Below are 18,004 nucleotides of genomic sequence, written 5' to 3' on the forward strand. Positions count from 1 at the left end.
CGACATGAACGTATCCATGACATCGACGATGGCATCCGGCGCCTTGCCGCGCCTGGCCACGCTGGCCGTGGCGCTGATCCTGGCGGGCTGCTCGCTGGCGCCGACCTACCAGGTGCCCGAGAGCGCGACCGCGGCCACGCCGGCCTACAAGGAAGCCGCGGCCGCGCAGGCCGAAGGCAGCCAGTGGAAGGTGGCCACGCCCTCGGAGGGGGCGCCGCGCGGCGAATGGTGGAAGATCTTCGGTGACRCCGACCTCGACCGCCTGATGGCGCAGGCCACCGAGTCCAACCAGAACCTGGCCATCGCCGCGGCGCGGCTCAAGCAGGCGCGCGCCTTCACCGGCGTGGCGGAGGCCGACCAGTCCCCGCAGCTCAGCGTGGGGCTGGACCCGACCCGCACGCAGTATTCGGCGGCCTCGCAGGGGCTGCCCGACGGCACCAAGGTGCCGGCGCAGACCGTGTACAAGGCACGCGCCTTCGCCAGCTACGAGCTGGACCTGTTCGGCCGGGTGGCCGACAACGTCAAGGCGGCGCGCGCCGAGGGCGCGGCGGCCGAGGACCTGTACCGCTCGGTGCAGCTGGCGCTGCAGGCCGACGTGGCGCAGGCCTACTTCGCGCTGCGCACGCTGGACAGCGAGCGCGACCTGCTCAACGCCACCATCGCGTTGCGCGAGGATGCGCTCAAGCTGCTCAAGCGCCGCTTCGACGAAGGCGAGACCACCGACCTGGACCCGGCGCGGGCCGAGGCGGAGCTGGGCACGGCGCGCGCCGACCTGGCCGCCATCGAACGGCGCCGGGCCAACCAGGAGCACGCGCTGGCGGTGCTGACCGGGGCGCCGCCGGCGGCMTTCACGCTGGGCGCGCATCCGCTCGACGCAGCGCTGATCGCGGTGCCGGCGGGGCTGCCGTCCGAGCTGCTGGAGCGCCGCCCCGACATCGCGCAGGCCGAACGCCAGATGGCGGCGGCCAATGCGCGCATCGGCGTGGCCAAGGCGGCGTTCTACCCGAAGATCACGCTCACGGGGCTGTTCGGCTTCGAGTCCAACGACCTGTCGAACCTGTTCAAGTGGTCGTCGACGGCGTGGATGCTGGGGCCGCTGATCGGCAGCACGATCGCCGCGCCGATCATCGACGGCGGGCGCAACAAGGCCAACCTGGCGGCGGCGCGGGCGCAGCACGAGGAGGCGGTGGCGAGCTACCGGCAAAGCGTGCTGACGGCGCTGCGCGAGGTGGAGGACAGCCTGGCGGACGTGCGCTGGCTGAGCCAGCAGGCCGGTGCGCTGGACGGCGCGCTGGGCGGGGCGCGGCGCGCGGCGAAGATCTCGCGCAGCCGCTACGAGGCCGGCGCGGTGGACTACCTGACGGTGATCGACGCGGACCGCACGGTGCTGCAGTCGCAGCGCGAGGCCAACCAGGTGGCCGGCCTGCGGGCTTCGGCCACGGTGGCGCTGGTGCGCAGCCTGGGCGGCGGCTGGGGGCCRCTGCCCGATGCGGCACCGGGCACGGCGCAGCCTCCGCTCGCAGCGAACCGCTGAAGCCCCCGGGCAGCAGCAGGCCGCATACGGCATACCGTGTGCGGCACATCGACGCGGCAACCGCTCCAGGCGGTTGCCGCGTTTTGCATTGGGCCGGCCCGCCGGGACAGGGCGCAAAACCTGCCTACACTGGAAGCAACGCGGCCGCCCGCCGGGGGCAGGCCGCTTTTTCACTGCGTGGATCATGGGAACGCGTCGACTCCGAAGGCTGCGAGCCTTGCTTATCGTGCTGCTGGTCCTGGCCTGCGTGGCCGGCATCCTGCTGGTGCCGTTGCCGGTGCCGCTGCGCGACGTCACGCGCATCGTCAACACGGCCACCATCGCGCGTCCGGCCACGGTGGTGTTCGACTACGTCTCGACACCCGCCAACTGGCCGAACTGGCATCCCTCATCGCTAGCGGTGGCCGGCGCGGCAGATCATCCGCTGCTGCCTGGCGAGCATGTGACCGAAACCTTTCTCGTTGCCGGGCGGCGGGGAGAGGTCGTGTGGACGGTGGTGGAGCGCCAGCCACCCGCCGCGTGGATGATCGAGGGCAGCATCGACGGGCGTGAGGCGGGTACGGTGCGCTACACGCTCGCGCCGGTGCCGGAAGGCACGCGCTTCCAGCGCGAATTCAGCTATGCCGCGCCCAACCTGCTGTTCATGTTGACCAACCGGCTGCTGCTGCGCGCGCGCATCGAGGCGGAATCCGCGACGGCGGTGGCGCGCCTGCGCGCGGTGCTGGAGGCCGGCAAGCCAGGCGCGGCGGACTGAGCCGCGTTCCCGGCACCAGGCGAGACTGCCGCCCGGCGGTATACTGGGAGGGCAATCCAACCGGAGTCGATGGTGTCGGTACAAAACCCCGCGTCCGCAGCAGGACGCAACACAGAAACGGCGAGCGCGCCGGAGCCGGCAGCGGCGGCCTTGCCGCCCCGGCCGGTGGCCCCGGTCACGCCGGACATCAATGAATGCTGCGGCAATGGCTGCGATCCCTGCATCTTCGACCTGCATGCCGAGGCGATGGATCGCTACCGCGCCGAGCTGAAAGCATGGCAGGCCCTGGCCGGCGAGACGGCGGACGCGGGCGCCGGCGGTCCCAGCTTCTGAAGTCCCGCGTCGCTTCACCGTATCGTCACAGGAGGCCTCCGTGCTCGCTACCGACCAGCCCGTCCTGGCCGATCTCCATGATTTCGTGCAAGGCCATCCGCGCCTGCTGGTGCTGACCGGGGCCGGCATCAGCACCGATTCCGGCATCCCCGGCTACCGCGATGCGCAGGGCAACTGGCAGCGCACGCCGCCGGTGCAGGCGCAGGATTTTTTCCGCTCGCACGCCGTACGCCAGCGCTACTGGGCGCGCAGCATGCTGGGCTGGCCTGTGCTGGCCAATGCACAGCCCAACGCCGCGCACTTCGCGCTGGCGCGGCTGCAGGCGGCGGGTTACCTGCGCCAGCTTGTCACGCAGAACGTGGACGGCCTGCACCAGCGTGCCGGCAGCCACGGCGTGATCGAGCTGCACGGCCATGTGGGCACGGTGATCTGCCTGCAATGCGGCACACGCCGCGCGCGCGCCGCCTTGCAAACGCAGCTCGAAGCGGATAACCCGGCGCTGGCCGGCTTGCGCGCCCTGCCGGCATCGGACGGCGACGCTCACCTCGAGCTGGCCAGCTTCGAAGCCGTGCGCATTCCCGCCTGCGGGCACTGCGGCGGCGTGCTCAAGCCCGATGTGGTGTTCTTCGGCGAATCCGTGCCGCGCGAGCGCGTGGATGCCGCCATGCAAGCGCTGGGGCAGGCCGATGCCTTGCTGGTGATCGGCTCCTCGCTGACGGTGTTCTCGGGCTACCGCTTCTGCCTGGCGGCGCAGAAGCTGGGCAAGCCCGTGGCTGCCATCAACCTTGGCCAGACGCGGGCCGACGCGCTGCTGGCGTTGAAGGCGGATGTCGCCTGCGCCGACGCGCTGACGGACCTGACCGGGCGGCTCGGGCTGCCCTGAGGCGCCGGGCGCCGGGCACCGGGCACGCGTCAGGCCGGCGGCAGCGCCTTGCGCACGATCAGCCGGTGCACCCGCTTGCCCGAGGACTGGCTCACTTCTTCCCGGTCGAACAGCAGGGTATCGCCACTGCCCAGCGCTTCGGTCACCAGCGCCTTGTCGAAGGCGGCGAAGAAGCGGCCAGCCTGGTCGCGCTGCGAGACATGGTCGGTGACGCGCCAGCTCAGGTAGAGCGTGCCGCCAGGGCGCAGGATATCGAGCAGGTGCCGCGTGGCGCTGGCGACCATGCGCGGCTCCAGGTGCATGATCACGGTCTCGCACAGCACGTTCTGGTAGTAGCCGCGCGGCACGCCCTCGAGTTCGGGCAGGGCGGCCTGCTCGAAGGGCAAGGTGGGATAGCGCTGGCGTGCCTGGGCCAGCAAGGGCTCGCACGGATCGAAGCCGCTGGGCTCGAAGCCGTTGGCGGCCAGCCAGGCCGTATCGCGGCCCGCGCCGCAGCCGATGTCGGCGCTCGGCCCGGGTGTGAACTCGCGCAGGAGCGCGGCGTAGAGATCGGCGGGCGCTTGCTGCGCGTGCCAGTCCCTGGCGTAGTCTGCGGCGGCGGCGCTGTAGGCCTGGAGGGTGCCGGTATCGATGTTCACGATGTGCTCCTGTTGGCCGCGGCGACCTGGTCGCTCATGTCCTGCGCTCGCCTGCCGCATGTCGAGTCCAGGTTTCCGGATGCATATTACTCCCGGGTCCGCACGCGCTGCACATCCGGTTCGGCGCGCCGCCCACCCGTCGCGCGGCCGCTGCCTTTCAACACGCATGTCACGCCGGATGTCACGCCACATATCACGCCACATGGCACGCGCGGGGGCCGCTGTCCGGCCTGGCCATTACGGCGAAGGCGGGAGCGTGATCTCGATTTCCAGGCCCGGTTGCGCATTGCGTACCTGCCAGCGCGCGCCATGTGCCTGCGCCACGAGCTTGCACAGGTAAAGGCCCAGGCCGATGCCGCCGGTGGCGCGTTCGCGGGCGGCGTCCGGGCGATAGAAGGGCTCGGCCAGGTGGGATAGCTGATCGTCGGGCACGCCCGGGCCATGGTCGCGCACGCGCAGGGCGATGCTGCCGCCCGCATCCCTGGCGAGGTGCAGTTCGGGCGGCCGGGGCGCGGCGGCGCTGTGGCGCAGCGCATTGTCGAGCAGGTTGCGCAGCAGCAGGCGCATGCGGGTACGGTCCAGCGCCAGCGTGGCGGGCAGCCCGGCATCGATGGACAGCGCGATCTGCCCGGCGGCGGGCCGGTCACCGCGCATGGCTTGTGTCACTTCGAGCGCCACCTCGCGGGCCAGCGCGGCCAGGTCGGTGGGCTCCAGCAGCAGGGCGCCGTGGCCCTGGCCAAGCCGCTCGCTTTCCAGCAGGTCGGTGACAAGGTCGCGCATGCCGGCCAGGTCGCGCAGCAGCGCTTCGCGCTGGGCCCGGACCTCGGGTGTGTCGGGCAACAGCTCGGTGTTGAGCCGCGCGCGCGTGAGCGGGCTGCGCAGTTCGTGGCTGATGGCCAGCAGCAGCGCGCGCTTGGCGTCGAGCATCTGGTGGATGTCGCGCGCCATGGTATTGACGTCGTGCGCCAGCACGCCCAGCTCGTCGCGCCGGCGGATGGGAATGGGCTGGCCGAACTCGCCCGCGCCGAAGCGCCGCGCGCCGGCGCGGATATCGTCGAGCGGGCGCAGCAGGTGGCGCACGTACAGATAGGCCAGGGCAGTCAGGCCGAGCAGCACGGCCAGCGTGATCCACCCCGCGCGGTGCGGCTGGTTCTGCCAGGTGGCGGTGCTCAAGCCAAAATCGATGCGGTGGCCGTCCGCGGTCGTGCGGGAGAACAGGGGCGCATCGTCGTCCGGCCCGTGGCGCGGCCAGCGCATGGCCGCGCCGGAGCGCCAGCCGGAAGCGGGCGCGTCCTCGGATTGCCAGTTCACCCGCGGGCCGGCGATACGCACGCTCACCGGCAGGCGCGCGCTGATCGCGCGGGCGCGCTCCACGCTCGGCGGGCTGCCGATCTCGGCCGCCAGGCGGTCGACGTAGTCCGCCACCAGCGGCCGCGCGGCACTGCGCCACCCGGTGCTGAACGCCTTCTGCATGCCACCGACGAAGGTCACCGTGGTGGCAAGCGCCAGCAGCAGGAACAACAGCACCAGCCGCAGGTGCAGCCGGTGCCGCACGGCGTGGCGCGCGCGCTGGTGCCAGCGTCCGCTCATGCCGGCGCCCCCGCGTGGGCGGCAGATCCGCCTTGCGGGCGCAGGGCGAGGGAGTAGCCTGCGTTGCGCAAGGTCTTGATGCAGTCCGGCGGATCGAGCTTCTTGCGCAGGCGGCTGACCAGGATGTCCACCGCGCGCGTGTACAGCTCCGCGTCGCGCCCGCGCAGGTGGTTGAGGATGTCGTCGCGGCCGAAGACCTTGCCGGGTTCGCGGGCCAGCAGCAGCAACAGGTCGAACTCGGTGCTGGTCAGCACCACGTCCTCGCCGCCGCAGCGCACGCCGCGCGTGGCCGGGTCGATCTCGAGCCCGCCTTCGAATCGCAGCCGCGCGCCGGCGTCGGGCGAAGGCGCTGCACCGCGGCGGCGCAGTACGGTCTGCACGCGTGCCACCAGCTCGCGTGGCTCGAACGGCTTCGGCAGGTAATCGTCGGCGCCGAGCTCGAGGCCGACCACGCGGTCCATGACCTCGCCGCGCGCCGTGAGCATGACGAGCGGGATGTCGCTGTCCCGGCGGATGGTGCGGCACAAGGCAAAGCCATCCATCTCGGGCAGCATCACGTCCAGGATGGCGGCGTCGTAGCCGCCGCGCGCAAGGCGCGCGAGGCCGTCGCTGGGCCGCAGGGCCTGCTCCAGCTGAAGTTCGAAGCGGGCGAAGTAGATGGCGAGCGGCGGGCCGAGCTGCTCGTCGTCGTCAATCAGGAGGATGCGGGGCATGGCCGGCATGGGGTCTCGGTCGGGTTCCAGTTCATGCCCCGTGCTCCTCAGTGGCCGCGCCAGCCACCGCGGCGCTTCTGCAGGAACTCGCGCACCTGTTGCTGCTGGGTGGCATTGAGGCTGTCGTAGAAGTCTGCCATGGCGGCGATGACCTCGGGGCTCTTTGTGTTGATGGCGGCGGTCTTTTCGCTGACCAGCGTCTGTGCGCGGGCGCGGTCGAACCTATCGCCGGCGACCAGAGCCTGCACCTCGGCGCGCGGATCGGCGGCATTGCCCGTCAGCGCGGCGCGCTGCTCCCTGAGCTTGTCGGCCAGCACGGCAAGGCGCTGCTTCTGCTCGGCATTCAGGTCCAGCTTCTTGCTGACGCGCTCGATCATTTTCTCGCGCATCTGGGCCACTTCCTCGGGGCTCATCCGGCCACCGGGCCCGCCATGGTGATAGCTGCCGCATGCGCTCAGGCCGCCCAGGGCGATGCCGGCGCCGAACATGCCGAACAGGGTGCGTTTGATCCAGGGTCTCATGACAGTTTCCTTTGGGAAGGGGTGGAACATGGCTGTCATGGTGCCGCCCGCGCGGCATGCGCGGGTGTCGGCGCGGTTTCGCTTTGTTTCGTTTTGTTTCAGGCACCGCGGGATACGTTGCTGCTTCTTGGGCGAAGCGGGAGATCAGCAATGCGTTGTCGTCATGCGAATGCACGCAAGCCAGGGAGCCGCCCCGGCGGCCGGGCTCAGGGAATCCCTCTACAGCGCTGGTGCGGAATTTGCATAAGAATCCGTGCTGCAATAACTGTGAAATTTCAGTGAAAGCGAAGGAATCCATTGAATGAGCAATATGCCAATGGCCGCACCCGGCGTTGCTGGCGGGTGGCCGGATTGACGCGGCCAGCGCTCGCCCGGCGCACGGACCGCGGAGGAAGCCGCGCGCCATGAATACCCGCTTTATCGAAGCCTTCATGTGGGTGGCCAGGCTCGGCAGCTTTCGCGCGGCGGCCGAGAAGCTGCACATCACGCAGGCCGCCATGTCCAACCGCATTGCCTCGCTGGAGCAGGAGATCGGCGCGCGCGTGTTCGAGCGCGAGGCGCGCGACCTGCGGCTCACCCCGGTCGGCCTGCGGCTGCTGGGCTACGGTGAGCGGCTGCTGGAGTTGCAGCGGGAGATCATGGTGCTGGGGCGCTCGGGCGATGCGCCGCTGGGGCTGGTACGCATCGGCGCCATCGAAAGCGTGGTGCACACCTGGCTGGTCGATTTCCTGCGCCACTTGCAGACGCACTATCCGGGCATCGAGGTGCAGCTCACCTCGGAAACCACGCAAGGCCTGCACAACACCTTGCGCGCGGGCGGCATCGATATCGCCTTGCAGACCGATCCGGCGGTGGGCGAGGGCATCACCAGCACGCCATGCCTGCCGATGGCGATCGGCTGGGTGGGCCCGCCCGGCCCCGCACTGCCGGACGAAGGCAGGCTGAGCGCGCTGCTGCAGCACCCGACCATCACCATGAGCCCCGGCTCGCAGCCGCACGTGGCGCTCAAGGAGTTGTACCGCAAGGCCGGGCTGCCGGTGGGCAAGGTGCATTGCGTCAGCTCCATCGCGGCCATCGTGCGGCTGGTCAAGGGCGGTTTCGGCAATGCGCTGATGCCGCTGGCGCCGGTGCGCGAGGAAGTGGAGCGCGGCGAACTGCGCGTGATCCCCTGCGATGTGCCGTTGCCGCACCAGCGGCTGGTGGTCAGCCATCTCGACCACGCGGCGTCGGAGGCAATCCGCCTGGTGGCGGAGCTGGCCTGCCGCGAATCGGACCGCTACGTGCTCTCGCTGCCTGCACCATTTTCGCCGGCATGAGGCCGCGGCGCGCGCCGTGCTGGTGCGCGTGCGTGGCGGGGTCGAACAGAAAAACTGATCGGAAATGCGAAGAAAAACCCGTTTGTCGCGCGGGCCGCTGGCGCCGATCATCCTCTCACCGCCCGCAAGCAGCGCGGGCAGACGGAGAGTGGAATGAGCGAGATCAGCGAGATCAGCGAGATGAGCGAGATGCACCAGATGCACGAGATGAGCGACAAGTCTGCGAGCCAGGGCCCGACGGGCATGGCGCCGCAGGGCATGCTGTTTGTCGCCGCCAACGTGGATGCGGCCGACGAGGCCGATTTCAACCAGTGGTATGACCGCGAGCACGTCGAGGAGCGTGCCCGCATCGAGGGATTCATCTCTGCCGCGCGCTACGAGGCCGTCCAGGGTGGCCCGAAATATCTCGGCCTGTACCGCACCGAGTCGCTGGCGGCCTTCACGTCCGAAGCGTACAAGGCGGCATTCAGGCGCCAGACGCCGTGGTCGGTCGCCAACCTCGGGCGCATGCGCCAGCCCATGCGCCGCGTAAGCGAGGTCACCGCCGCGGTGGGGCAGGGCAGCGGCAGCTGGCTCGCCGTGCTGCCGCTGGCGCATCCCGAAGACCCGCTGGCGCTGGTCGACCAGGCGGCCGAGGTGGGCGGCGAGCTCTCTGCGCGGCCCGGCTTCGTACAGTCCTACCTGCTGATGCCCGACGCCGCGCTGAGCCAGCCCTTGCCGCGCGAGAGCGTGGAAGACCGGCAACTGCTCCCCATTCTCGTGATCGAGAGCAGCAGCGAAGCCGCCGGCGCGGCCGCCCTGCACGACGCGGCGCAGCAGCTGGGCGTGCCCGCCGCCAATGCCGCGCGCTACGTGCTCAGGTGGAAGCTCTTCGCGCAGGAGGTGGCATGATGCAGAGCGCCGACACCATCCCCGTCACGCAAGCGCCGGCCGCGGCCCAGGCCACCGCCGGCAAGCCCGGCATGGGCCGCCTGGCCGCGGCCAGCACGATCGGAACCACCCTGGAATGGTATGACTTCACCGTCTACAACCTGATGGCCGCGCTGGTCTTCAACGCAATCTTCTTTCCGTCGTTCGATCCGCTCACTGGCACCATCCTGGCCTTCTCCACGTATGCCGTGGGCTATGTCTCGCGCCCGCTCGGCGGCGTGCTGTTCGGCCACCTGGGCGACAAGCTCGGGCGCCGCTTCGTGCTGGTTGCCACGCTGATCTTGATGGGCGTGGCCACGGGCCTGATGGGCGTGCTGCCGACCTACCAGTCGCTGGGCATCTGGAGCCCGCTGCTGCTGGTGGCCCTGCGCTTCGTGCAGGGCGCGGCCATCGGCGGCGAATGGGCCGGCGCGGTGCTGCTGTCGATGGAGCACGGCGCGCAGCACCAGCGCGGGCGCAATGCCTCGTTCACGCAGGTCGGGCCGTCGTGCGGCACGTTGCTGGGCACCGGCTTCATCGCGCTGGTTTCGCTCTGGCTGAGCCCGGAAGACTTCCAGGCGTGGGGCTGGCGCATTCCCTTCCTGTCCAGCGTGCTGCTGGTCGTGTTCGGGCTGTGGCTGCGCCGCGGCGTGGAAGAAACGCCGCTGTTCAAGGAGATGGAAGCGCGCAAGAGCACCGCGAAGACGCCGATCAAGGAGGTATTCGTCGACCACTGGCGGCGCCTGTTGGTGGCCGGCGGCGCGCGCATCGGCTCCGACGTGCTCTATGCGCTGGTGGTGGTGTTCACGCTGACCTACGTGACCAGCGTGCTGCACCTGTCGCGCCCGCTGGCGCTGACCGCCACCATGATCGGCGCGGCCTGCAATGCGATCGCGGTGCCGCTGTTCGGCAGCCTGTCCGACCGGCTTGGCCGGCGCCCGGTGTATATCGCCGGGGCCTTGCTGGCGGCGGTGTGGGCCTTTGTGTTCTTCCGGCTGATGGACAGCGCGCAGCCCTTGCAGATCTGCGCGGCGGTGGTGGTCGGCCTGGTCATCCACGCCATGATGTACGGCCCGCAGGCGGCCTTTGTGACGGAGCAGTTTCCCACGCGGGTGCGCTACGCCGGGTCGTCGCTGGCCTACACGCTGGCGGGCATCCTCGGTGGCGGCTTTGCGCCGCTGATCATCGCCAGCCTGTACAAGTCGTATGGCTCGACGATCGCGATCTCGCTCTATGTCTGCCTTGCGCTGGCCGTCACGCTGGCAGCCCTGCTGGTGGCACGCGAGACGGCGCGCAAGCCGCTGGAGGGCTAGCCTAGCTGCCCATGGCGAAGACCGGCTCGCGGCGGCCCTGCAGCAGCGCCTGGCGGAACGACAGCACATGTGCCGCCACCGCGCTGGCCGCCGCCGCGCCGTCGCCGTCGCGCAGCGCTTGCAGGATGGCGCGATGCTCTTCGCCGACCTCGCCCAGGTGCCCCTCGGAGGACAGGGAGATGGCCCAGAAGCGTTGCGAACGCGCGTGCAGCACTTTCAGGATCTCGATCAGGATGGGGTTGCCAGAGCGGTGCGCCACTTCCTCATGGAACAGGCGGTCCAGGTTGGTGACCAGCGGCAGGTCGCGCCGCGCCACGGCTTCGTCGAGCTCGCGCAAGATGCCCTCCAGCACGAGCAATCCGTCAGCGGTGATGCGCTCGGCGGCCAGCCGCGCGCACAGGGTTTCGTTGGCCATGCGAACGTCGATCAGGTGCAGCGCGTCGTCGATGGAAAGCGGCGCCACCACCACGCCCTTGCGTGGCAGGATCTGCACCAGGCCTTCGTTGGCCAGCCGGTGCAGCGCCTGGTTGATGGGGGTGCGGCCGATATCCAGATCTTCCACCAGTGTGGAAATATTGAGATGCTCGCCGGGGCGGTAGACCAGCGTGGTCAGCCGTTCGCGCAGGCCGCTGTAGGCCCGTTCGTTCTCTGACAAGGTCTCGGTCCGGGCGCGCGGCGAGCGCGACGCGCCGGCGCTGCGGCGATCCACTGATGGCAAAACGCTTCCCCCTGCTGTATTTCGGTGTTTGGCAAGGGCGTAATCGTACTACCAATCGGCGGCGGCCCCGGCGCGGGCCTAGCGCCCGCGCAGCGGGTCCAGCAATCCCGTGAGGCCGTTGTGGTCCAGTTCGTGCATCAGCGCGAGCAACTGGCCGATCTCGCCGGTGGGGAAGCCTTCGCGCGYGAACCAGTTCAGGTAGTTGCCCGGCAGGTCCGCGATCACGCGGCCCTTGTACTTGCCATAGGGCATGGTGCGGGTAAGCAGGAGCGGCAGGAGTTCGGGGTTCATGGGACGGGCATCGGAAGACGGCGGCAGGGCGATGGTAACAGCGCGCGCAGGCCAGGATGCCGATGGCCGGATTGCCGCGGGCGGGCGTGCCGGGGTACGATCCCCACCTTAAGTCCGGCAGGCGGCACTCGACGAGCAGGATCCGGCGAGCCGGATTCGACAAGCCGGATTCGACAAGCCGGATCAGAAATGGACAGTCAACGATGGCAAAGCATGCTGCGGGCGCCGGGCTGAAGGGCATCGCCCTGTTCGAAGCCGCCAAGGGGGCGCTGGTGATCCTGGCCGGGCTGGGGCTGGTTGCGCTCCTGCACCGGGACGCGCAGGCGCTGGCCGAGGCCATCGTGGCGCGCCTGCACCTGAATCCGGGCAGCCGCTATCCGACCATCTTCCTGTCGCTGATGGACCATCCCAGCGATGCGCGCCTGTGGGCGATCGGCGGTTCGGCCGCGATGTATGCCGCCATGCGTTTCACCGAGGCCTTCGGCCTGTGGCACCAGCGCGTATGGGCAAGCTGGCTTGGGGTGTGGTCCGGCGGGATCTATATCCCGGTGGAGATGTACGAGGCGATCGCCCATCCGTCGCCGATCCATATCGGCCTGGCCATTGCCAACGCGCTGATCGTGGCCTACCTGGCCGTTGGCATCAGGCGCGAGCCGGCGGGCGCGCGCTAGCGGCGCCTGGCGAGCCAAGCCGCGCCTGCCAGCGCCATGGCCAGCCAATGCTCCATGGCGCCGCCGCCGCCACCGCCGTCGGCGGGCCGGGCGGATCCGCCTGCCGGCGTGCCGGTTTCGCCGCTCTCCCCCGCGGGCTCCACGCCGCCCGGCAAGGTGGCGTCGCCACGCATCGCCAGGTCGACCAGCACCGGATCGTGATCGGACGAGCGATAGGCATCGGCCGCGTAGAAGGCCTGCTGCTGTGCCGTGCTCTTGCTGGCCAGCGGATAGGCCAGCGCGACGGGCTCGTCGGCATTGACATGCCAGTGATGGACGGCACGGATGCGGCTGGCCGCCGCGTCGTCGGCGAGGGCATGGTCGAGGTAGCCGGCCTCGCCGCCGAACACGAAGCTGTAGGCCGGGCCGGACGCGAAGCGCGCGATCATGTCGGCATAGCCGCGCTGTGCCAGCATCCGGATGGGGTCCTCGCGCGCATAGCTGTTGAGATCGCCGATCAGCAGCTTGCCGTGGTCGGCCACGGCGGTGGGCGCGGTGGCGAGCCAGTTGGCCAGGCGCATGGCCGCGGCGACGCGGGTGGTGTTCCAGCAGGCCTGTCCATCGTCCTGGTCCGCGTCGGCGCCGCGCGCGTCGGTGCAGCGCTTGGACTTGAAATGGTTCACCACCACCGTGAGCTGGCGGGCCTGCGCATGCAGGCGGAATGTGGCGGCCAGCGGTTGCCGGTTCCTCTCGCCGAACCAGAGCGTGRCCGGCATGCCCGCGACCTGCACCGTGCGGCTGTTGTAGAGCAGGCCGACCGCGATGGCGTCGCCGCCGAGGCTGACCCCGCCCGGATCGACGAAACGCCATTCGGGCCCCAGCATGGCCGCCAGCCGGCGGATGGCGCTGGTCTCGTCGTAGCCGTTGTTCTCGATTTCGACCAGGCCGATCACGTCGGCATCCAGGCCGCGCAGCGCGGCCAGCAGCTTGGCTTCCTGGCGCGCGAACTCCGCCGGCGTGCGGGCACCCCGGTTGGCGGGATCATCGAAGCCGCCGCCCTTGCCGTCGCCGTTGAAGTAGTTCTGCAGATTGAAGGCCGCCACGCGCAGGTCGCTGCCGGCGGCGCGCAGCGGTGCGCCGGCCCGCGGGTTGGCAGGCAGGAAACGCGGCGGCGGCGCCGCGGGCACGGGCTGCACGCGCCAGCCGCCGAAGCGCATTTCCAGCACGCCCTGCACGCCGGCCACGCTATCGCCGGCGCGCAGGGTATTGGCGGCGCTCAGGCCGGGCGCGGGGTGCATCACCGTGGCCGGGTTCTGCCGGCTCGAGCCGTCGTCCAGCGTCAGCCGGTTCAGGGCATTGGCGGCGGCCTGCGCCCTGGCGCCGGCGCCAGGCAAGGCTACGTTGGTGGGAATCTGCAGGCGCCCGTAGCTCAGCGCCACGCTGCCGTAACGGCCCAGTTCGTAGGTGTCGCTGACGGTCAGCGTCTGCGGCAGGCGGACCAGCATGCTTTCATGGGCGGCCAGCGCGCCCGCATGTTCCACGGGCAGCGTGACGACCGCCGGCGTCACCGCCAGGCCGCGCGCGCACACCGTGGCGGTGCCGGACAGCCTCAGCTGCATCTGGCCGGAGCGATCTTCCACGGTGCCGTTCAGGCGCACCAGGTCGCCGGCGCGCATGCCGGCGCGCGGCGCATAGACGAACATGCCCTCCGAGATGCCGGGGCGGTGCTGGCGCCGGGCATCGGCCTGCTGCACGAAAAAGCCGGCGAAGCCGTCGGCGCCCGTGTAGTCGGCCGTGACCACGGCTTCCAGCACGACCCTGCGGCCGATGGATGGCGCGCCCGCGGCGCGCAATTCCGCGATCGGCGTGGCGGCCATGCCGCACTGAGCGGCGCGCGCCGCGGCATGGGCCGGCGGGGCGGCCGGGGGCAACAGCAGGCAGAGCCATGCGAGGCAGGCAGGCGCCGGGCGGTAGACGGTGAGGGAAGGGAAGACGCAGAGGGGGCGGGAGGACCTGGATGGCTTCAGACGCATGGTATCGGCTGGGTTGGTGGGCGCCATATGAGCGGCATGCCCGGAATGCCCGCGCGGCCCGGAGCAGCGATGGCAACAGCCGCAAGCGTAGGTGGCCCGGCCTGGCCTCGCGTTGCGAGAAATCTGATAGTGGCGGCATGGCAGGCGCCTGCGCGGCTGCGGACTCTGCGAAAATGCCGTCTGTCCGCCGCCCAAGCACCCAATTTGCGAGATCCCGTGACCGTCAGTGCCGTCGTGTTCGATTTTGGTGGTGTCCTGTTCGACTGGAGCCCCGAGTACCTCTATCGCGAGCTGATTCCCGATGCGGCGCAGCGTGCCAGCTTCCTGTCCGAAGTCTGCTCGCCCGCCTGGAATATCCGCCAGGACGCCGGCCGTCCGCTGCAAGAGGCCACCGAGCAACTGGTGGCCGAGCATCCCGCGCAGGCCAGCCTGATCCGTGCGTTCTACGGCCGCTGGCCGCAGATGCTGCGCGGCGTGCTGGGCGATGGCGTGGATCTGCTGCGCCGCCTGCATGCGGCACAGGTGCCGCTGTTCGGCCTGACCAACTGGTCCAGCGAAACCTACCCGCATGCGCGGCGCATGGGCGATTTCCTGGATGTGTTCCGCGATATCCTGGTATCCGGCGAGGTCGGCGTGGCCAAGCCCGACCCGGCCATCTACCGGCTCATGCATGCGCGCATCGRCACGCACTTGCCGGGCATTGCGCCGCAGGAGATGCTGTTCATCGACGACAATGCGGCCAATGTGGCCGCCGCGGCCGCCCTGGGCTGGCAGACCGTGCATCATGTGAGCGCAGGCGAGACCGGGCGAGCCTTGCGGGCGGCGGGCCTGCGCTTCTAGCGCGGCACGGGCGTTCGCTTCCTCGTCGCTACCTGCGCGTGGTTCGCTTCTTGCAGGCAGCGATTCATCCACATGCGCCAATGGAGCCAGGAGACCGCCGACATGGCATCGACAACGGAACGCCCCAAGCATTTCTCCATGATCCGCGAAATGCAGCTCGCGGACCTGTTCACGCTGGGCAATGCGGCCTGCGGCATGGCATCGGTCTTCTTCGCCATGTTCTACGTGGCCACGCGCTCGCCCGATCATTTCTATGCGGCCGCGGCGCTTGCCCCGGCGGCCTTTGTCTTCGACGTGCTCGACGGGCGCATTGCGCGCTGGCGGCACCAGCACTCGGCCCTGGGGCGCGAGCTGGATTCGCTGGCGGACATCATTTCCTTCGGCGTCGGCCCGGCCACGCTGGCGTTCGCCGCAGGCATGCGCGGCGGCTGGGACATGGCTGCGCTGATCTACTTCGTGTGCTGCGGCGTGAGTCGCCTGGCGCGCTTCAACGTGACCGCGGAGACCTTGTCCGAGGGCGCCGACAAGGTGGCGTATTTCGAGGGCACGCCGATCCCCACCAGTGTGCTGCTGACCGGCGTGCTGGCCCTGTGCGCGTGGCAGGGGCGGCTGGGCGACGCGCTGTTCGGCGGTGTCTGGCGCCTGGGGCCGGCGGACCTGCACCCGCTGGCCTTGCTGTTCGTGCTGTCCGGCTCGCTGATGATCAGCAAGACCCTGCGCATTCCGAAGCTCTAGGCTGCGGCGCGGCCGCAGGAATTGCAGGGCCGGGCAGGTTTTTCACACAGGCGGGCGCCACTGCTCGCCGATGGCCCGGCCGCCCATGGCCGGGTCGCTGACCGAGGGCTGGCCGGTTTCCAGCCGCCCCGCGCAGCGCCGCGCGAAGCCCGGCAGGTCCGCCGCCGACACCGTGAAGTCATACCAGCCTCCCGACGCCCGGGCGGGCCAGGCCAGTTCGCGCCGGCTGCGCGCGGGCACCTCGACGCGGCGCGTGTCTGGCTGGTAGGCGTTGGCGGTCACCGTGAAGGTGCGCGGCTGCGCGCTGTCGTTGCGCAAGCCAAGGCGCACGCCGCGCGCGGCGATGTCGTAACCCAGTTCGATTTCCGCGCCGGCCGGCGCCTGCGTGCCGGTGAAATGCCGGTGCCAGCCATTGGGCCCGAGCACCCAGAGGTCGTAGCGCCCTGCGTCGGCGCCCGTGTCCCAGGTGCCCGCCAGCCGCTTGCCGGCTTCCACCGTATAGCGGCGCGGCACGCGTTCCAGGTGCAGGCGGTCGTAGACGTGGAACACCGCGCCCGCATGCCCCGTGTTGATGAAATCGATCCGCAGCGAGGCGCCGGCAGGATCTGCCGCGGCCTGGGCGAGCAACTCGTAGGGCAGCGCGCGCGAGGGGCGCGTGCCGCTTGCCTGCGCGGGCAGTTCGGGCAGCAGCGGAATCGCCGGGGTACGCGTGCCCGGCAGCGCCCGCGCGCGCGCGGCCAGCGCGGCGGTGGCGGGCAGCGCGGGCAGCGCTTGCGCGTGGTTCGGCCTGGCGAAATCGAACAGCGAGGTCAGGTCCCCGCAGACCGCTCGCCGCCAAGGCGAGATGTTCGGCTCGCGCACGCCGAAGCGGGCCTCGATAAAGCGGATCACCGAGGTGTGGTCGAACACCTCGGAGTTGACCCAGCCGCCCTTGCTCCACGGCGAGATGGCGATCATCGGCACGCGCATGCTCAGTCCATAGGGGCGGTGCCGCAGGCGCGGGAAGTCGTCCGCCGCCACGCCCGTGACGAGGTGGTGGTACTCGCCGCCGGTATCGGCCGTGGAGGCGCCGGCATAGGCGGCCTTGGCGGGATCGGCGTCCCAGGCCAGGCAGGACGGCACGGCCGGCGGCGGCATATGGTCGAAGAAGCCGTCGTTCTCGTCGTACATCAGCAGCAGCACGGTCTTGCTCCACACCGCGGGGTCGGCCGTGAGCGCATCCAGCACGGCCGAGACATAGGCCGCGCCCTGCGCCGGGCTGGATGGGGAAGGGTGTTCGGAGCCCGCCCGCGTGGGACAGATCCATGTGACCTGCGGCAACTTGCCGTCCAGCACATCCTGGCGCAACTGGTCCAGGCTGCGCGTGCCGAGCGCCTTGTCCCTGAGCGCCGGTTGCGCGCCTGGCAGGCCGTGGTAGGCGTCGCGGTAGGCCCGGAACCCTGCGTTGGCGTTGAGCGAATAGTTGTCGGCCATGTCCTGGTAGATCCGCCAGCTGATGCCGGCGGCTTCCAGCCGCTCGGGATAGGTGGTCCAGGCATAGCCGCCGTCGGGCTTGCCGCCGCCGAGCTTGTTGTAGGTATTGTCGATGGCGGGGCCGTGGCCCTTGCCGTCCGGGCCGTTGGTGCCGCTCCACAGGAAGCAGCGGTTGGTGTTGGTGCCGCCGAGGAAGGACGCGTGGTAGGCGTCGGCCACCGTAAAGGCATTGGCCAGCGCGTACTGGAAGGGCAGGTCGGCGTCGCTGAAGTAGCCCATCGCGTGCCGCTTCTTGAACGTGGGCCACTGCTGCATGCGGCCTTCGCCCCAGGCGTCCTGCGTGTTGGACCAGGTATGCGGCGTGCCGGCGACGCGCATCAGCTCGAACACCTGCTCAGTGTCCAGGTGGAACGGGGCCAGCGTGGCGGGCGCGGCGGGGTCGGTCTCGTCGCGCTGGTACCAGACGGTCTTGCCGTTGGCCACCGGCACCGGGAAGCGGTCGGCGAAGCCGCGCACGCCTTGCATCGCGCCGAAATAGTGGTCGAACGCGCGGTTCTCCTGCATCAGCACCACGATGTGCTCCACGTCCTGCAGCGTGCCGGTGGGGCTGCTGGCCGGGATGGCGAGGGCGCGGCGGATGGCGGGGGGCAGCAGGGACAGCGCGCTGGCGCCGGCAAGGGTACCGGCCGCCGAGCGCAGGAATTGGCGTCGGTCTGGCATTGGGGGGGGCATTGGTAGCGGGTGCGCCGGGCGGCGCGCC

At 70.3% G+C, this 18,004-nt stretch carries 18 protein-coding genes; 10 read left to right on the forward strand and 8 right to left on the reverse strand.

Features of this window, described 5'->3' with window-relative positions; all coding sequences use genetic code 11:
• The first annotated feature begins 4 nt into the window (after window positions 1–4).
• The 4 genes from AC1DK4_RS22770 to AC1DK4_RS22785 all read left to right on the forward strand — a co-directional run bounded on the left by AC1DK4_RS22770 (window position 5) and on the right by AC1DK4_RS22785 (window position 3,504).
• The gene (locus tag AC1DK4_RS22770) at window positions 5–1,534 is read left to right on the forward strand and encodes an efflux transporter outer membrane subunit (RefSeq protein WP_477131790.1); all 1,530 of its coding nucleotides are present in this window, start codon (window positions 5–7) and stop codon (window positions 1,532–1,534) included.
• Window positions 1,535–1,742: 208 nt separating this feature from the next.
• Entirely contained in the window at window positions 1,743–2,288 is a 546-nt protein-coding gene (locus AC1DK4_RS22775; protein ID WP_441619268.1) for an SRPBCC family protein, read from the forward strand.
• Between the two features lie 69 nt (window positions 2,289–2,357).
• Window positions 2,358–2,621 carry an oxidoreductase-like domain-containing protein gene (locus AC1DK4_RS22780; protein WP_441618986.1) on the forward strand — a complete coding sequence of 88 codons (264 nt, stop codon included), beginning with the start codon at window positions 2,358–2,360 and terminating at the stop codon, window positions 2,619–2,621.
• Between the two features lie 40 nt (window positions 2,622–2,661).
• On the forward strand, window positions 2,662–3,504 hold the full coding sequence (locus tag AC1DK4_RS22785; protein WP_441618987.1) for an NAD-dependent protein deacetylase: 843 nt from the start codon (window positions 2,662–2,664) through the stop codon (window positions 3,502–3,504).
• A 29-nt stretch (window positions 3,505–3,533) separates the two neighbouring features.
• On the opposite strand, the gene AC1DK4_RS22790 is transcribed toward AC1DK4_RS22785, so the two are convergent.
• From AC1DK4_RS22790 to AC1DK4_RS22805, 4 genes are all read right to left on the reverse strand, one after another.
• A complete protein-coding gene (locus AC1DK4_RS22790) occupies window positions 3,534–4,136 on the reverse strand; it encodes a class I SAM-dependent methyltransferase (protein ID WP_441619270.1) in 603 nt (200 codons plus the stop codon).
• Window positions 4,137–4,379: 243 nt separating this feature from the next.
• A complete protein-coding gene (locus AC1DK4_RS22795; protein WP_441618989.1) occupies window positions 4,380–5,732 on the reverse strand; it encodes a HAMP domain-containing sensor histidine kinase in 1,353 nt (450 codons plus the stop codon).
• A complete protein-coding gene (locus AC1DK4_RS22800; protein ID WP_441618991.1) occupies window positions 5,729–6,445 on the reverse strand; it encodes a response regulator transcription factor in 717 nt (238 codons plus the stop codon). The genes AC1DK4_RS22795 and AC1DK4_RS22800 overlap by 4 nt, the downstream gene beginning before the upstream one ends.
• 47 nt (window positions 6,446–6,492) lie before the next feature.
• Window positions 6,493–6,966, reverse strand: a complete 474-nt coding sequence (locus AC1DK4_RS22805; protein ID WP_441618993.1) for a Spy/CpxP family protein refolding chaperone — start codon at window positions 6,964–6,966, stop codon at window positions 6,493–6,495.
• A 404-nt stretch (window positions 6,967–7,370) separates the two neighbouring features.
• Here AC1DK4_RS22805 and AC1DK4_RS22810 point away from each other — a divergent pair, with 404 nt between their 5' ends.
• From AC1DK4_RS22810 to AC1DK4_RS22820, 3 genes are all read left to right on the forward strand, one after another.
• Window positions 7,371–8,282 (forward strand): LysR family transcriptional regulator, encoded by a 912-nt coding sequence (locus AC1DK4_RS22810; RefSeq protein ID WP_441618995.1) that lies wholly within the window; start codon window positions 7,371–7,373, stop codon window positions 8,280–8,282.
• Window positions 8,283–8,435: 153 nt separating this feature from the next.
• Window positions 8,436–9,173, forward strand: a complete 738-nt coding sequence (locus AC1DK4_RS22815) for a hypothetical protein (RefSeq protein ID WP_441618996.1) — start codon at window positions 8,436–8,438, stop codon at window positions 9,171–9,173.
• Window positions 9,170–10,504, forward strand: coding sequence for an MFS transporter (locus AC1DK4_RS22820; protein ID WP_441618998.1), 1,335 nt, complete (start codon window positions 9,170–9,172; stop codon window positions 10,502–10,504). The genes AC1DK4_RS22815 and AC1DK4_RS22820 overlap by 4 nt, the downstream gene beginning before the upstream one ends.
• A 1-nt stretch (window position 10,505) precedes the next feature.
• Here the strand turns inward: AC1DK4_RS22820 and AC1DK4_RS22825 are convergent, their stop codons facing one another.
• Window positions 10,506–11,159: a GntR family transcriptional regulator gene (locus AC1DK4_RS22825; protein ID WP_441619000.1), complete on the reverse strand. Its 654-nt coding sequence runs from the start codon at window positions 11,157–11,159 to the stop codon at window positions 10,506–10,508.
• Window positions 11,160–11,300: 141 nt separating this feature from the next.
• Window positions 11,301–11,513 carry a DUF3820 family protein gene (locus AC1DK4_RS22830; protein WP_477131791.1) on the reverse strand — a complete coding sequence of 71 codons (213 nt, stop codon included), beginning with the start codon at window positions 11,511–11,513 and terminating at the stop codon, window positions 11,301–11,303.
• Between the two features lie 203 nt (window positions 11,514–11,716).
• Between AC1DK4_RS22830 and AC1DK4_RS22835 the strand changes: the two genes are divergently transcribed.
• Window positions 11,717–12,184 carry a DUF2127 domain-containing protein gene (locus AC1DK4_RS22835; protein WP_441619004.1) on the forward strand — a complete coding sequence of 156 codons (468 nt, stop codon included), beginning with the start codon at window positions 11,717–11,719 and terminating at the stop codon, window positions 12,182–12,184.
• Here AC1DK4_RS22835 and AC1DK4_RS22840 read toward each other — a convergent pair.
• Window positions 12,181–14,040, reverse strand: coding sequence for an ExeM/NucH family extracellular endonuclease (locus AC1DK4_RS22840; protein ID WP_477131792.1), 1,860 nt, complete (start codon window positions 14,038–14,040; stop codon window positions 12,181–12,183). The two genes, AC1DK4_RS22835 and AC1DK4_RS22840, sit on opposite strands and share 4 nt — an antisense overlap.
• A 372-nt stretch (window positions 14,041–14,412) precedes the next feature.
• On the opposite strand from AC1DK4_RS22840, the gene AC1DK4_RS22845 reads away from it, so the two are divergent.
• A complete protein-coding gene (locus tag AC1DK4_RS22845) occupies window positions 14,413–15,036 on the forward strand; it encodes an HAD family hydrolase (protein WP_477131793.1) in 624 nt (207 codons plus the stop codon).
• A 102-nt stretch (window positions 15,037–15,138) separates the two neighbouring features.
• Entirely contained in the window at window positions 15,139–15,771 is a 633-nt protein-coding gene (locus AC1DK4_RS22850; RefSeq protein ID WP_441619010.1) for a CDP-alcohol phosphatidyltransferase family protein, read from the forward strand.
• 42 nt (window positions 15,772–15,813) lie between these two features.
• On the opposite strand, the gene AC1DK4_RS22855 is transcribed toward AC1DK4_RS22850, so the two are convergent.
• Entirely contained in the window at window positions 15,814–17,964 is a 2,151-nt protein-coding gene (locus AC1DK4_RS22855; RefSeq protein ID WP_441619012.1) for a phosphocholine-specific phospholipase C, read from the reverse strand.
• Window positions 17,965–18,004 lie beyond the last annotated feature (40 nt).

It is taken from the genome of Cupriavidus sp. 05N38, assembly GCF_056397345.1.

What these genes read in the sequence shown, in the direction of transcription:
- AC1DK4_RS22780 (WP_441618986.1), top strand. Translation starts at nt 2,358, where the DNA reads ATGGTGTCGGTACAAAACCCCGCGTCCGCAGCAGGACGCAACACAGAA.
- AC1DK4_RS22795 (WP_441618989.1), bottom strand. Translation starts at nt 5,732, where the DNA reads ATGAGCGGACGCTGGCACCAGCGCGCGCGCCACGCCGTGCGGCACCGG.
- AC1DK4_RS22800 (WP_441618991.1), bottom strand. Translation starts at nt 6,445, where the DNA reads ATGCCCCGCATCCTCCTGATTGACGACGACGAGCAGCTCGGCCCGCCG.
- AC1DK4_RS22805 (WP_441618993.1), bottom strand. Translation starts at nt 6,966, where the DNA reads ATGAGACCCTGGATCAAACGCACCCTGTTCGGCATGTTCGGCGCCGGC.
- AC1DK4_RS22810 (WP_441618995.1), top strand. Translation starts at nt 7,371, where the DNA reads ATGAATACCCGCTTTATCGAAGCCTTCATGTGGGTGGCCAGGCTCGGC.
- AC1DK4_RS22815 (WP_441618996.1), top strand. Translation starts at nt 8,436, where the DNA reads ATGAGCGAGATCAGCGAGATCAGCGAGATGAGCGAGATGCACCAGATG.
- AC1DK4_RS22820 (WP_441618998.1), top strand. Translation starts at nt 9,170, where the DNA reads ATGATGCAGAGCGCCGACACCATCCCCGTCACGCAAGCGCCGGCCGCG.
- AC1DK4_RS22835 (WP_441619004.1), top strand. Translation starts at nt 11,717, where the DNA reads ATGGCAAAGCATGCTGCGGGCGCCGGGCTGAAGGGCATCGCCCTGTTC.
- AC1DK4_RS22850 (WP_441619010.1), top strand. Translation starts at nt 15,139, where the DNA reads ATGGCATCGACAACGGAACGCCCCAAGCATTTCTCCATGATCCGCGAA.
- AC1DK4_RS22855 (WP_441619012.1), bottom strand. Translation starts at nt 17,964, where the DNA reads ATGCCAGACCGACGCCAATTCCTGCGCTCGGCGGCCGGTACCCTTGCC.